Genomic DNA, 14171 nt, shown 5'->3' with positions numbered 1-14171 from the left:
GCGCGGCTTGCTGTGCTTGGGTGCCGGTCCATAAGGACCATAAGTCAAGCTCTTTCAACAACCACCAGTAGATAGACACTTTTTGGACAAACCGTAACCCGTGTTGCCCATATTGGGCGTACCCTCGGGTCCAGTTATTTCCGCATTGCTGTTCATGAGCGCTTTCCACCATCCGCCGCCCGACGCCACCAGCCCCGTACCCCTGGAGTACGAGCGGCGCAGTACAGCGCGCTCCCCTGTGGGGCTGAACCTGTTCTGGCGCACCTTCTGCCTGCTGGCACTGCTGCTGGTGGGCAGCATCCTGGCCTGGCTGCAGACATTGCGGGCACTGGATTTCGAGCCGCGCACACTGCAGACGGCCAAACAGGTGGCCTCACTGGTCAACCTGAGCCGCGCCGCACTCGAGCATTCGGATGCGATCAACCGCGTCTCCCTGATCAAGACCATGGCCGACCAGGAAGGCGTGCGCATTCTGCCCCGCGAGCCCGGCGACTCATTCGAGCTGCTGGAACAGAACGCTCTGGGCCAGAAGCTGACCGAGGAGCTGACCACCCGCCTGGGCTACGGCACCGTGGTGGCGCGCAGCGTCAACGGGGAGCCTGGCCTGTGGGTGGGCTTCACCATCAATGGCGACCGCAACTGGATGCTGATGGACCAGTCGCGCTTCACTCCCGCCAGCGGCCAGACCTGGCTGATCTGGCTGATCACGGCCGCCCTGCTCTCGCTCATCGGCGCGGCCGCCATTGCCCGTCTGATCAACCGGCCGCTCAAGCAGTTGTCTTATGCGGCCAACCGCGTGCGCGAGGGCGACTTCGACGCCAGCCAGCTTGACGAGGAAGCCGTGACCAGCGAAATCCGCGAGGTCAATATCGGCTTCAACCGCATGGCGCAGAAGCTGGCCAAGCTGGAACAGGACCGCGCCGTGATGCTGGCCGGCATCTCCCACGACCTGCGCACGCCGCTGGCACGGCTGCGCCTGGAGACCGAGATGAGCGTCTATGACGATGTGGCGCGCGAGCATATGGTGGCCGACATCGTGCAGCTGGACGCCACCATCGACAAGTTCCTGGACTACGCCCGCCCTGATCATCGCGTCATGCTCAGCCCCGTGGACCTGCATGCCGTGGTTGCCTCCTGCGTCTATGCCGTGCAGGACCACCGCGAACTGCAGATCACCATGAACGTGCCGGAGGACCTCTATGTCATGGCCGACGAGGTGGAGCTGGCACGCGTGATCTCCAATCTCTTCGAGAACGCACGCCGCTACGGCAAGACCCCGTCCACCGACACCACCGAGGTGGACGTGGTTGCCAAGGAAAGCGAGAAATGGGTGGTCATCCGCATCCGCGACCATGGCAAGGGAGTGCCTGCCGAGCAACTGGCCAACCTGACCCAGCCCTTCTTCCGCGGCGACACGGCGCGCACGGCAGCCGCAGGCGCAGGCCTGGGTCTGTCCATTGTGGACAAGACGGTGCAGCGTATGGGCGGCATGTTTGCCCTTTCCAACTCATCGACGGGCGGCCTGGTCGCCCATCTGCAGCTGCAGCGCGCCATGGGCGTGACAGCCGGTGCGGCGCCCGAACAGCGTCTGCAGCGCCCCCAGGTCAAGCGCAATCTGCCGCGCGACAAGAAAGACGACGAGGCAGGGGAAGACTGAATCGGTCCGCCTCCATGCACAATCGGCATCGCCTTTTCAACCATTTGCTGGAGAGTTCACCATGCAAGCCCGATGCCTGTGCGAAGCCGTTCTCGTCACCACACCCGACACCCACGAAGTTCATGTCTGCCACTGCAGCATGTGCCGGCGCTGGGGAGAAGGCCCCGCCTTCACCCTGCATGGCGGCACGGCAGTGCAGACCAGCGGCCCGGTCACGCGCTATGCATCCTCGCCTTGGGCCGAGCGTGCCTTCTGCAGCAGCTGCGGCACCCACCTCTTCTATCGCCTGCTGGCCAGCAACGAGCATTTTCTGTCTGCCGGGCTGTTTCAGGATGCCCGGGGGCTGACACTGGCACAGCAGATCTATATCGACGAAAAGCCCGACTATTACGCGCTGGCCAATGACACCCCGACCCTGACCGGGGCCGAGGTGCAAGCCCTCTACGGGGATTCATGACCGGCTTTCGCCGCGGCCATGGCGTCAAGCAGGGTCAGGCAGCCCTTACCAGCAAGGCCACTGCACGGGCCTCCATGGCCTGCAGCTGACCCACAGGCCCGAGCTTCTCGGCCGTCTTGGCCTTGACGTTGACCTGCTCAACATCCAGCTCCAGCACCTGGGCAATACGCTCGCGCATCTTCTCGATATGGGGTGCCAGCTTGGGTGCCTGGGCCACGATGGTGCTGTCGATATTGCCGATCTCGAAGCCCTTGGCGCGCACGCGCCTGGCAGCTTCGGCCAGTAGCACGGCGGAGTCCGCCCCCTTGAACTGCGCGTCGGTATCCGAGAAATGGCGGCCGATATCGCCCAAGGCCGCTGCACCGAACAAGGCATCGGTGATTGCATGCAGCAGCACGTCGGCATCCGAATGGCCGAGCAAGCCCAGGCTGTGAGGCACCTCGACACCGCCGAGAATCAGCTTGCGCCCAGGAACCAGGGCATGTACATCCCAGCCTTCACCAATACGAAAATTCATAAAAATCCTTGTCAAACTCTTGCTCATAAAGCGCAAGCAGCTATCAAATTAAATACTATCTATGCCAACCCGGCTCGGACACGGTGCTGCCAGCCGCCGAGCCCTGTCGATGGCGAATCCGTCTAGGCATGCGCCTTGCGCTGCAGCAGCACGGCCTCGGCCAGCGCGAAGTCGTCGGGATAGGTCACCTTGAAGTTCTGCGCACCACCCGAAACCAGCCTGGGTGAGTGACCGGCCAGTTCCATGGCGCTGGCTTCGTCGGTTACCGCAGCACCCGCCGCCTGCAGCGCCGCCAGCAAGGCTGCGATACGGAACATCTGCGGCGTCTGAGCCAGCCATTTGTCGCTGCGCTCCACCGTCTGCGCCACACGCGCCGGGCCTGCACCAGCGGCCTGCTGCTTGAGCGTGTCGGGCAGCTTCAGCGCCAGCAACCCACCCACCGCATCCGGCAGGCAGGCATCGATCAAGGCATTGACCTGCGCCGATGCGACCAGACAGCGCGCCGCATCATGCACCAGCACCCAGTCCTCGCCGCTGGCCCCCATGCGCAGCAACTCCTGCAGGCCGTTGCTCACAGTCTCGGCACGGGTGGCTCCGCCACAGGCAGCAATGCCGAGCCGAGCGTCCGTGGCGCGGCCCTGCCAGAAACCATCGGCAGCAGAGACCACCAGCAGCACCCGGTGCATGCGCTCCACCGCCAACATGGCGGCCAGCGTGTGCATGACCATGGGCTGGCCCGCAACGTTCTGGTATTGCTTGGGCAGCTCGGGGGCCGGTGAATCTGCGGCGATGGCGCGCAGACCGACACCCGCGCAGGGAATCAGCCCCCAGCAGCGGGGCGCAGGTGCCGGCGACGACGCCGCTGCAGCGTTTGCCTTGTCGTCCGTCATGGACTCAGGCGAGAAAAACCGATCTGTCATGCACAGTATTTTAAAATCAGCATTTCGTCCGAAAGCCCCTGAGATCCATCGAAGACCTGCTTTCGACTTGCATCGCCTTGAGGTGTCCCCATTTTGAGTGAATGCGCCGCCAACCATCAGCTCCGCGCTGATTGGGCCGTGAGCCCAGCCCTTGATGGCCGGACTCGCCCGCATTCAATCTGTCCCCGTTTTTTTGCATCCAGCCCGCACCTGTGTGCCGCTGCCTGCGCTCGTCTGTGAAAAACCATGCAACTGCCCAAGCTCACCCCCGGTAAACGCTTTCACCTGCCCCGCCCTGTTGGCAGCGCCGACGCGCTGCTGCTGGCCAGGCTGGGCGAGCGTGAAAAGCAAGACGGCCGGGTCACGGCCATCGTCACGGCCGATGCCGCCGACGCCCATCGTCTCATGGAGGAGATGGCCTTCTTCGCCCCCGAGCTGCGCTGCGCATTGTTCCCCGACTGGGAAACCCTGCCCTACGACAGCTTCTCGCCGCACCAGGATCTGATCAGCGAGCGCCTGGCCACGCTGTGGCGCATCAACCAGCGCGACAGGCAGCATGGCGCCGACGTGGTCATCGTGCCCGCCACCACGGCCCTCTATCGCCTGGCCCCCCCCTCGTTTCTGGCTGGCTATACCTTTGAATTCAAGCAGGGCCAGAAGCTCGACGAGGCAAAGCTCAAGGCCCAGCTCACGCTGGCGGGCTACCAGCATGTGTCCCAGGTGGTCAGCCATGGCGAATACGCGGTACGCGGCGGCCTGATTGACCTGTTCCCCATGGGTTCGCTCCAGCCCTACCGCGTGGACCTGTTCGACGACGAGATCGACTCCATCCGCACCTTCGACCCCGACACGCAACGCAGCCTCTACCCCGTGCCCGAGGTGCGTCTGCTGCCCGGCCGCGAATTCCCGATGGACGAGGAAGCGCGCGCCAAGTTCCGCAGCCGCTGGCGCGAGCTGCTCGAGGGCGACCCGACACGCAGCCGCATCTACAAGGATATGGGTGCCGGCATTGCCACGGCCGGCATCGAGTACTACCTGCCGCTGTTCTTCGACGAAACAGCCACTGTCTTTGACTATCTGGGCGACGAGGCCACCGTGGTGCTGCACGGCGATCTGGAGCCGGCCTTCCAGCGCTTCTGGCAGGACACCAAGGACCGCTACCGCCTGGTGCAAGGCGATCCCGACCACCCGGCGCTGCCGCCCGAGACGCTGTTTCTCAGCGCCGACCAGTTCTATACCCGCAGCAAGGAGCATGCCCAGCTGGCATTGCGGCCGGGCACCGAAGATGTGGCCGACAGCGCCATCTTCCAGAAGCTCGAAGACCTTTCCGTGCTGCGCGGAGCCGATGACCCGCTGGCCAAACTGCAAAAACATATAGCAGCCGGCACAAGCCGGGTCTTGCTTCTGGCCGAATCCGACGGCAGGCGCGAGAGCCTGCTCGACTTTTTCCGCGCTTCGGGCGTCAACCCGCCCGTGTTCGATTCTCTGGCCGAGTTCCAGGCCGATGCCACGGAAAAGGTCGGCATCGCCACCTCCAGCCTGATGACGGGCTTTGCCTGGGTCGAGGAAGGCCTGGACTTCGTCACCGAAACCGAGCTGTTTGCCAGCAGCCCCACGGGCCGCCGTCGCCGCCGCCAGGAGCAGGTCAGCGATGTGGAGGCACTGATCAAGGACCTGTCCGAGCTCAAGGTAGGAGACCCCATCGTCCATGCCGACCACGGAATAGGCCGCTATCGCGGGCTGATCAATATGGACATGGGCCAGAAGAACCCGGACGGCACGCCCGCGCTGCAGGAATTTCTGCACCTGGAATATGCGGCCGATGCCGTGCTCTATGTGCCCGTCAGCCAGTTGCACCTGATCAGCCGCTACACCGGCGTCTCGCCCGACGATGCGCCGCTGCACAAGCTGGGCGGCACGCAATGGGAGAAAGCCAAGCGCAAGGCCGCCGAACAGGTGCGCGACTCGGCCGCCGAACTGCTCAATATCTACGCCCGCCGTGCCGCGCGCCAGGGCCATGCCTTCCGCTTCCCCACGGCCGACTACGAGCAGTTCGTGGCCGACTTCGGCTTCGAGGAAACGGCCGACCAGCGCGCCGCCATCCACGCCGTGGTGCAGGACATGATCAGCCCCCAGCCCATGGACCGCCTGGTCTGTGGCGATGTGGGCTTCGGCAAGACCGAGGTCGCACTGCGCGCGGCCTTTGTGGCGGCCATGGGCGGCAAGCAGGTCGCCTTCCTGGCCCCCACCACGCTGCTGGCCGAGCAGCATTACCAGACCCTGGTGGACCGCTTCTCCAAATGGCCGATCAAGGTTGCCGAGGTGTCGCGCTTTCGCTCGGGCAAGGAGATCACGGCGGCCATCAAGGGCATCTCGGACGGTACGGTGGATATCGTGGTCGGCACGCACAAGCTGCTGTCCGAGTCCACGCAGTTCAAGAACCTGGGCCTGCTCATCATCGACGAGGAACACCGCTTTGGCGTGCGCCACAAGGAGGCCATGAAGGCCATGCGCGCCGAGGTCGATGTGCTGACGCTGACGGCCACCCCGATCCCGCGCACCATGGGCATGGCGCTGGAGGGTCTGCGCGACCTGTCGGTGATCGCCACGGCGCCGCAGCGGCGCCTGGCCATCAAGACCTTTGTGCGCAACGAGGGCACGGGCGTGATTCGCGAAGCCGTGCTGCGCGAGCTCAAGCGCGGCGGACAGATCTACTTCCTGCACAACGAGGTCGAGACCATAGAGAACCGCAAGCAGAAGCTGGAGGAAATACTGCCCGAAGCACGCATCGCCGTGGCCCACGGCCAGATGCCCGAGCGCGAGCTGGAACGCGTGATGCGCGATTTCGTGGCCCAGCGCTACAACATATTGCTGTGCTCGACCATCATCGAGACCGGCATCGACGTGCCATCGGCCAACACCATTCTCATCAGCCGTGCCGACAAGTTCGGTCTGGCCCAGTTGCACCAGCTGCGCGGCCGCGTGGGACGCAGCCACCATCAGGCCTATGCCTATCTGATGGTGCCGGACCTGGACGGCCTGACCAAGCAGGCCCAGCAGCGACTGGAGGCCATACAGCAGATGGAGGAGCTGGGCTCGGGCTTCTATCTGGCCATGCACGACCTGGAAATTCGTGGCGCCGGGGAGGTGCTGGGCGAAAACCAGAGCGGCAATATGCTGGAGGTGGGCTTTCAGCTCTATAACGAGATGCTGTCCGAGGCCGTGCGCAGCCTCAAGGCCGGCAAGGAACCCGATCTGCTCTCGCCGCTGTCGGCCTCCACCGACATCAATCTGCACGCCCCAGCCCTGTTGCCCAACGACTACTGCGGCGACGTGCATCTGCGCCTGTCGTTCTACAAGAAGCTGGCCACGGCCAAGACGGCCGATCAGATCGATACCCTGCTCGAGGAAATCGTGGACCGCTTCGGCAAGCTGCCGCCCCAGGCGCAGACCCTGATCGACGTGCACCGCCTGCGCGTGCTGAGCCAGCCCTATGGAGTGGTCAAGGTCGATGCCGCTCCCGGCGTGATCAACATCAGCTTCAAACCCCAGCCGCCGATCGATCCCATGAACATCATTCACCTGATCCAGAAGAACAAGCACATCAAGCTGGCGGGCAACGAGAAGCTGCGCATCGAAAAAGAGCTGGAGAACCCCAAGGACCGAGCCCAGATGGTGCGCGATGTGCTGCGCAGCCTGGGTCAGCCGCTCAAGAGCGAAACAGCTGTTCATGCCTGACAAGGCTGCTGACAAAGCCAGCAGGGCTATTGAGCCCGGTCCGATGCAGACGGTGCAAGATGGCGGCGGAACCTGATTTTCCGAGCCGCCATGTTTCTTGAAGCCGCCATTGCCCTGCTGGCCTTGTTTCTGGCCCTGCTCTGCCGTCCCTGGCGCATGCTGGGCAGCCGGGCCGGCCCCGGCGGCATGCATGACCCGGTGCTGTCGCCGCTGATCACGCCGCTGCTGGCCATTCTGGTGCTGCTACCCTGGGTCTGGGCGCTGCCAGAGCTGCACAAAATGCCTTTGCAACTGCACTGGTCTGGTGCACCGCTGGTGCTGCTTCTGATCGGCTGGCCGCTTGCAGTGCCGGTGCTGATTGCGACAAGCGCTATTGCCTTTGCACTGGCTCCCGCACTCGGACTGCAGGACGCTCTGGGCCTGGCGGTCTGGCAGGGGCTGGTGCCGGCCACGCTGGCCATGCTCTGGGGGGCAGCAGTGCGCCGCTGGTGCTGGCACAACATCTTTGTCTTTATTTTCTTGCGCGGCTTCCTGGGCACGGTTGTGTGCGTATTCATTGCGTCCTTGCTCGGCCAATGGGCCGGGCATGTGCTGCCCAATGTCAACGACGAGCTCTCGCACATGGCGCGCTGGCTCATGGCCTGGAGCGATGGCGTGACAACCGGCATGCTGACAGCGGTATTCGTGGTGTTTCGCCCGCACTGGGTGGCCACCTGGTCCGATGCCATATATCTGCAGCCGCCTGGCAATCCCGAAAGCTGAGGCCGTCGAGGTGCGCTGAGCTCTGCCACTTTCCCGGCCACTGCGCAAACCGCATCTTTCCCATCAGGCAAAACGCCAAGGCAGTTGGCACAAGGCTTGCTCATCATCGGGCTATCGCACCGCCGCAATCACCAAGCTGGTGCATATCTTGAGAAAGAGAGGGATCGCATGCTGCTCCAACCCGTGCGCAATATCGCTCACCGCAAAATTCGCCATGCCGTTCATGCCATGGCCCGCCCCGCACTGGCCTGCGCGCTGGTGGCAGGCCTTGCCGCCACGGCCCAGGCACAGGACGCCTATCCCGAGCGCGCGGTCAAGGTCATAGTCGCCCTGCCCGCAGGAGGCAGCGCCGACATGATTGCCCGAGTCGTGGGTCAAAAGCTGGCCAGCGAACTCAAGCAGCCTTTTGTGGTGGACAACCGCGCCGGTGCCTCGGGTCAGATCGGCACGCCGGCCGTGGCGCGTTCCGTCCCGGACGGCTACACGCTGATGGTCTCGCCGGCCTCATTCCTGACCACCAACAAGAGCATCTTCAAATCCCTGCCCTATGACCCCGAGGCCGACTTCGCGCCCATCAGCAAGCTGGTGAATCAGCCCATGGTACTGGTGGTCAAGGACAGACAGAAATTCCCCAGCGTGGCTGCCGTGGTGGCGGCCGCCAAAGCCGCACCAGGCAAGCTGACCTTTGCCTCATCCGGCGACGGCAGCCCGCAGCACCTGGCCGCGCTGATGTTCGAGACGCGCACCCAGGCCAAGATGCTGCACGTGCCCTACAAGGGCGGTGCGCCGGCCGTCAACGACACACTGGCCGGCAATGTGGACATGCTGTTTGCCGTGCTGCCCGAAGCCCTGCCCCATATCCAGGCCGGCAAGCTGCATGCCCTTGCGCTGATGGCGCCCAGGCGCGCGGCCATGCTGCCCAACACCCCCACCATGGCGGAAGGCGGTTTTGCCGACCTCAACCTATCGGCCTGGGTCGGCCTGTTCGCACCGGCCAAGACGCCGCAGCCCGTGATCGACAAGCTCAACCGCGCCGTGCGCGTTGCACTGGACAGCGAGATCAAGACCAAACTGGGTGAAAACGGCATGGAAGTCGCGCCGTCGACGCCCGAGCAGCTCAGGCAGACCATGGCCCAGGACATCAGGCTGCATGCCGAGCTGGTCAAGGCTGCGGGCATTCAACCGCAGTAAGCAGGCACCGCCCGGAACAGCACCAAGGGCAGACTCAGGGGTGAATGGCAAGTCGAAGCCCGCAACAACAGCGGATAATGGCGGCCATCTTGAGGAATGGCGCGGGCCTGATCTCCGCCATTCCACTTTCTGCTACCCCCTCATTCGCACGATTCGCAATGACCGACGCCACCGAATTCGCTCCCGGCCTGATGATCCGCGGCTTTACTGCCCCCCAGAAGCTGGCGGACTACAAGCTCATCGCCTTTGATATGGACTCGACGCTGATCACCATCGAGTGCATCGACGAGATCGCCGACGCCACGGGCAAGAAGGCCGAAGTGGCGGCGATTACCGAAGCCACCATGCGCGGCGAAATCACCGACTTCAAGGACAGCCTGCGCCAGCGCGTAGGCAAGCTGGTCGGAGTGACCGAGGCCGACATGGCCCGCGTTCTGGCCGAACGCCTGAAACTCTCGCCGGGCGCTGAAACCCTGGTCAAGGCCGCCAAGGCCGCCGGCCTGAAGGTGCTGCTGGTCTCGGGTGGTTTCACCTATTTTGCCGAGCATGTGCGCGGCCTGCTGGATATCGACTTCGTGCGCGCCAATGTGCTGGAGATCAAGGGCGGAGCACTGACCGGCGGCCTGGTCGAGCAGGCCTGGGGCGATATCTGCGACGGTGCGGAAAAGCGCCGCACCCTGCTGGAAGTGGCCTCGCTGATCGGTATCGATGCAAGCCAGTGCATTGCCGTGGGCGACGGCAGCAACGACATTCCCATGATGCAGGCAGCCGGCCTGTCCGTGGCCTACCATGCCAAGCCACGCGTGCGCAACGAGGCCAAGGTCGCCATCAACGAGGGCGGCCTGGATCGCCTGCTGGAAGTGCTCCGATAGGCTGGAACAAGCACCTGCCCTCATCAGCCGCTGCCCTGTCGTCCAGGGTCAGCGGCTTTTTTGCGTCCGCTGCGGCGCAGCCATCCCCGGCAGCTTTGCTACAGTGCCATGCATCTCCCTCAACCCAGTCGAAAGGTCAGAGCATGAGCCAACTCAGAATCGCCGTCATCGTCGGCAGCCTCAGCAAGCAGTCCATCAACCGCCAGCTCGGCCAGGGCCTGGCTGCACTCATGCAGGACAAGGCAGATTTCGAATTCATCGATATCAGCCACCTGCCGGTCTACAACCGCGACTTCGACAACACCCCCGATTTCAAGCCCTTTGACGACCTCAAGCCCCAGATTCGCGGCTGCAACGGCGTTCTGTTTGTGACACCCGAATACAACCGCTCCATCCCCGCATCGCTCAAGAACGTGCTCGACGGCCTGAGCCGTCCCTATGGCCAATCCGTCTGGGCGGGACTGCCGGCCGCCGTGATCGGCAGCTCGCCCGGCGCGGCCGCCACGGCCATGGCCCAGCAACACCTGCGCAATGTGCTGGTGTCGCTGGACATGCCCACCCTGCCCCAGCCCGAGGGCTTTGTGCGCTGGTCCGACACGCTGCTCGACGCCGACGGCAAGATCAGCCAGGGCAGCCATGACTTCCTCGTCAAGTACATGACACGCTTTCTGGACTGGGTGCAGCTGCACCAGAAGCGCTAAGGCAATCTTCCTCCGATTCGATAGCATGCCCCGCTCACGCACCAGGCGCTGCGGGGCACTTCATGACTATTTCCCTGCTTTGAAGACTGCTGGAACTTTTGCGCATGCAGACTGTTCCTACAATAGCGTGCGGCCTCATACATCACACAACACCCGGCCGCCAGGCGCCGAGCCCTGTCCTTTTACGGACAGTTTCAGCTCGGCACCTTGAAAATCCACCTCTCGATTTTAAATACCATAGCAAGCAAGCCTTTTGCGACAACCGTTGCAGGGCATGCTGGTTGCCTTCGCTCGTCAGAGTGCAGGCGGCCGTCTATGACAACCATGACTGGAAACCATTTCGTGAAGACTTCGTACCGTGCTGCTGCCTCCGTGATTGCCATCGCCATCGCATCGCTGACCGTGCCTTCCCTGGCTCAGGCCAAGCGCATGGGCAGCAGCAAGTCCGTTCGCCCTGCCAGCATCGGCAACAAGGCGCCGGCTCAGCCCGCACCCGTGGCTCCTGCCGCTGCCGCGCCCAAGGCTGCTGCTCCTGCAGCGGCCCCTGCTGCTGCACCCGCAGCTGCAGCGGCACCTGCCGCTCGTGGCTCCGGGATGATGGGCACCATGGCCGGCGCTGCCGTCGGTGCCGTGGCCGGCACCATGGCGGGCAACGCCATTGCCGGCGCCATGGGCGGTGGCGACAAGGAAGCCGAAGCCAAGAAGGCCGAAGCCGAGGCTGCAGCCCTGCAAAAGCAGCTGGACGAGGCCAAGGCCAAGGCAGAAGCCGCTCGCGCAGCTGTCAAGTAATCAACAGGCTTGTTGCAGCCCGGCACGCCGGGCCTGCGGCCACTGTCAAAAAAAGGGATGCACCTGCATCCCTTTTTTGCATCCTTTTTTTCATCACGCTCTGCATGATTTTGTGCTCCCCGGCAGCACAGCACCCGGAAAAGCATCTGCCCGCCACACGCCAGATGCACGGACGCGGCCATGAACCATGAGTGGGTCGTAGCCGTTGGTGCCGGCCTCCACCGCGATCTCAGGCGCTCCAGACAGCGGCCATGATCGCTGCAGCCGCAGCCAGAATGCAGGCAGCCGCAGCGGCCCCGCGGGCAGCGATGCTGATCAGGGCAACGACGAGCAATGCGCCTGCCGATAGCCATCCCAGCCAGGCCACGATGCCTACGGACCAGCCCCAGGCCTGTACGCAGGGCATGACCGCCGCAGCCAGCAGCCCCGCACCCACTGCGCGCAGCAGCCGCGCTCGCGCCGCAGAGATCTCCATGGCAGCTGTGAGCTGCTCGTGGTGGCGTTCCATGGCAAACGCCAGCGCCGCCATGCCCGCAAAGCTCAGCGCCAACGCCAGCCACGATGCTTGCAAGACATTCATGCTCCCACCTCCATCTTGCCCGCTGAAACCGGGCTTTGCGAACGGGCGCTGCGGCGCCGCAGATAACGCCAGGCCCAGGCTGCAAGCAATCCCATGGCCATGGCGCTCAGCTCCACCCCTGCGCTCTCCCAATCGCCGCGAGCGATCTGCGCAGGCAGACTGTCACCGACCGTGATCCAGTTCAGCAGCGGCAGCAGCAGGCACAAAGCGGCCAGCAGGCCCAGTTGCTCCCGCCATGCCGCTGCGGGCGCACGCACCAGAGCATGCAGCAGCGCCAGACTCCAGAGCCCGAAAAACACCGCCAGCTCCCAACTCGCTCTATGGGACAGCCCGACAGGAACCAGGCGGTTGGCCCACAGATAGCCAATGCAAGCCAGGCCCAGACCGGCGATGGCCGCAACATTGAGTCCTTCGACGAGCCGGTACACGCGCGCCGTGGCGCTGCCGAACTCGCCGGCCTGCCGGCCCAGGTGCTTGCCGCGGCGCTTGACCATGAACAGGATGGCGCCGCTGGCCATCATGGCGCTGCCCGCCAGCCCGCAGAGGAAATACAGCCACTTGAGCGCCTGGCCGCCGAACTCCACCTGGTGCAGACTGCCTATCACCGACTTGGCCATGGAGGCGTCACCACCGTCCACCTCGCCAGGCTGGCGCAGCCTCAGCACCTCGGCTGTCGCCGCCGAGAACATCACCATGCCGGTCGTCGGGTTCAGACGCTGCTGCATTTCCTCCTCGCTGTTCCAGCCGTAGACGCCGATGCGTGCCGCCGCATCGCCTGGGTTGTCCACGACCACGGCCCGCACGGGCTGGCCCATCAGCGCCTGGGCGCGTTGCACAAACGGCTCCAGCTGCGGAACCGCCATGGACCGGCCCGACGGTGCCGGCCTGTCCGACTCGTTGAGCGCCACCACATAGTCGCGCAGTCCCTGGCTGCCCGTGCCGAAATAGACCGCAATGCCGGCCGGCATCAAGGTCGAGGCGGAGATGGCAATCCCCGTATAGGCAATCATGATCTGGAATGGCAGCGTCAGCACCGCCACCGCATTGTGGGCATCCAGCCAGCTGCGCTGCCCCTTGCGGGCACGAAAGGTGAAGAAGTCCTTGAAGATGCGCCTGTGCGTGATGACCCCGCTGAGCAGCGCCACCAGCATGGCCATGCCCGCAATGCCGACCACCCAGAGGCCTGCCTGCCCTGCATGCAGCCGGTAGTGGAAATCCACGAAATGGTGGCCCCCCCCTTGGTGGCTCGCACGGCGCCGTGAGCCTGGTCCTTGCCCAGCGGCTGCCCGGTGGCGGAATCCAGTTCGGCCGCAGCGTACTGGCGCTTTTCATCGAACCAGTAGACACGCAGGTCGCCAGCACCCTCGGCATCCGAGGGCCACAGCTCCCACATCTCGGCCCCCGGATGGTGTTTTTCCATATAGGCCAGGCCCCAGGCCAGGCGCTGGCCCAGATCACCCCCGCGCTGGCCGGAAGCACGGGCGGCCGCCTGCGCCTGCTCCTGGGCGTGATGCTCGGGTGTCATCCAGTGGGAGATGGGCTCCTCGAAGACCGCCAGCGTCCCCGTGAAAAAGACTGCGAACAGCAACCAGGAAAACCACAGGCCGCACCAGGTGTGCAGCCAGGCCTGGGCCTGGCGAAAACCGCCCTGGCCTGCTCCGCCCGCATTTCTACGCTCGGCCATGCTCAAGCTCCTCCAGCCAGCCAGGCCGAGGCGCCTGCCAGCACGACGCTGGGCAGCAGCAGACCCAGCCAGACGCGGCCCGGCGACACCGGCGAGAAGGCCCAGATCACGGCCAGCAGATACACGGGGAAACTCCACAGCATACCCGCCAGCACCGCCTCGGCACGCGGCTCGGAGAGGACCGTCGCCAGGAATACGGCCAGGGCGCTGGCCAGCAGATAGCCGCCCAGGACGGCGGCCAGCAGCCGGGACAGAACGCTGCTGCCCACAAAGCGTAGAAAGAATGGTGTCATGACATAAGGA

12 protein-coding genes and 1 pseudogene are annotated in these 14171 nt (G+C 64.4%); 8 read left to right on the top strand and 5 right to left on the bottom strand.

Annotation, left to right across the window (positions count from 1 at the left end; all coding sequences use genetic code 11):
- Positions 1–154 precede the first annotated feature (154 nt).
- Complete coding sequence (locus O987_RS11600; protein ID WP_003055822.1) at positions 155–1657, top strand: sensor histidine kinase; 1503 nt, start codon at positions 155–157, stop codon at positions 1655–1657.
- Between the two features lie 61 nt (positions 1658–1718).
- Positions 1719–2114 carry a GFA family protein gene (locus tag O987_RS11595; protein ID WP_043372320.1) on the top strand — a complete coding sequence of 132 codons (396 nt, stop codon included), beginning with the start codon at positions 1719–1721 and terminating at the stop codon, positions 2112–2114.
- A 34-nt stretch (positions 2115–2148) separates the two neighbouring features.
- Here the strand turns inward: O987_RS11595 and ispF are convergent, their stop codons facing one another.
- A complete protein-coding gene (gene ispF, locus O987_RS11590; protein ID WP_003055826.1) occupies positions 2149–2631 on the bottom strand; it encodes a 2-C-methyl-D-erythritol 2,4-cyclodiphosphate synthase in 483 nt (160 codons plus the stop codon).
- 122 nt (positions 2632–2753) lie between these two features.
- Complete coding sequence (gene ispD, locus O987_RS11585) at positions 2754–3521, bottom strand: 2-C-methyl-D-erythritol 4-phosphate cytidylyltransferase (protein ID WP_003055828.1); 768 nt, start codon at positions 3519–3521, stop codon at positions 2754–2756.
- 276 nt (positions 3522–3797) lie between these two features.
- Between ispD and mfd the strand changes: the two genes are divergently transcribed.
- The 6 genes from mfd (at position 3798) to O987_RS11555 (ending at position 11604) form a co-directional block, all read left to right on the top strand.
- Positions 3798–7289 (top strand): transcription-repair coupling factor, encoded by a 3492-nt coding sequence (gene mfd / locus O987_RS11580; protein WP_003055830.1) that lies wholly within the window; start codon positions 3798–3800, stop codon positions 7287–7289.
- A 90-nt stretch (positions 7290–7379) separates the two neighbouring features.
- A complete protein-coding gene (locus O987_RS11575) occupies positions 7380–8051 on the top strand; it encodes a hypothetical protein (protein WP_043372318.1) in 672 nt (223 codons plus the stop codon).
- A 168-nt stretch (positions 8052–8219) separates the two neighbouring features.
- The gene (locus O987_RS11570) at positions 8220–9242 is read left to right on the top strand and encodes a Bug family tripartite tricarboxylate transporter substrate binding protein (RefSeq protein ID WP_043372316.1); all 1023 of its coding nucleotides are present in this window, start codon (positions 8220–8222) and stop codon (positions 9240–9242) included.
- 158 nt (positions 9243–9400) lie between these two features.
- The gene (gene serB / locus O987_RS11565; protein ID WP_019044125.1) at positions 9401–10114 is read left to right on the top strand and encodes a phosphoserine phosphatase SerB; all 714 of its coding nucleotides are present in this window, start codon (positions 9401–9403) and stop codon (positions 10112–10114) included.
- Between the two features lie 143 nt (positions 10115–10257).
- A complete protein-coding gene (locus O987_RS11560; protein WP_043372314.1) occupies positions 10258–10815 on the top strand; it encodes an NADPH-dependent FMN reductase in 558 nt (185 codons plus the stop codon).
- Between the two features lie 315 nt (positions 10816–11130).
- Positions 11131–11604 carry a hypothetical protein gene (locus O987_RS11555; protein WP_043372312.1) on the top strand — a complete coding sequence of 158 codons (474 nt, stop codon included), beginning with the start codon at positions 11131–11133 and terminating at the stop codon, positions 11602–11604.
- Between the two features lie 229 nt (positions 11605–11833).
- On the opposite strand, the gene O987_RS11550 is transcribed toward O987_RS11555, so the two are convergent.
- From O987_RS11550 to O987_RS11540, 3 genes and pseudogenes are all read right to left on the bottom strand, one after another.
- Positions 11834–12184: a DUF3325 domain-containing protein gene (locus O987_RS11550; RefSeq protein ID WP_043372311.1), complete on the bottom strand. Its 351-nt coding sequence runs from the start codon at positions 12182–12184 to the stop codon at positions 11834–11836.
- A pseudogene (locus O987_RS11545) lies at positions 12181–13868 on the bottom strand (PepSY-associated TM helix domain-containing protein). Before O987_RS11545 ends, O987_RS11550 begins: the two are co-directional and overlap by 4 nt.
- A 2-nt stretch (positions 13869–13870) precedes the next feature.
- Positions 13871–14161 carry a DUF3649 domain-containing protein gene (locus O987_RS11540; RefSeq protein ID WP_043372309.1) on the bottom strand — a complete coding sequence of 97 codons (291 nt, stop codon included), beginning with the start codon at positions 14159–14161 and terminating at the stop codon, positions 13871–13873.
- Positions 14162–14171 lie beyond the last annotated feature (10 nt).

This window comes from Comamonas testosteroni TK102, assembly GCF_000739375.1.
Lineage (GTDB): Bacteria > Pseudomonadota > Gammaproteobacteria > Burkholderiales > Burkholderiaceae_C > Comamonas > Comamonas brasiliensis.
The sequence above is the reverse complement of the archived record's forward strand: the minus strand, read 5'-3'. Positions and strand labels throughout refer to the sequence as shown.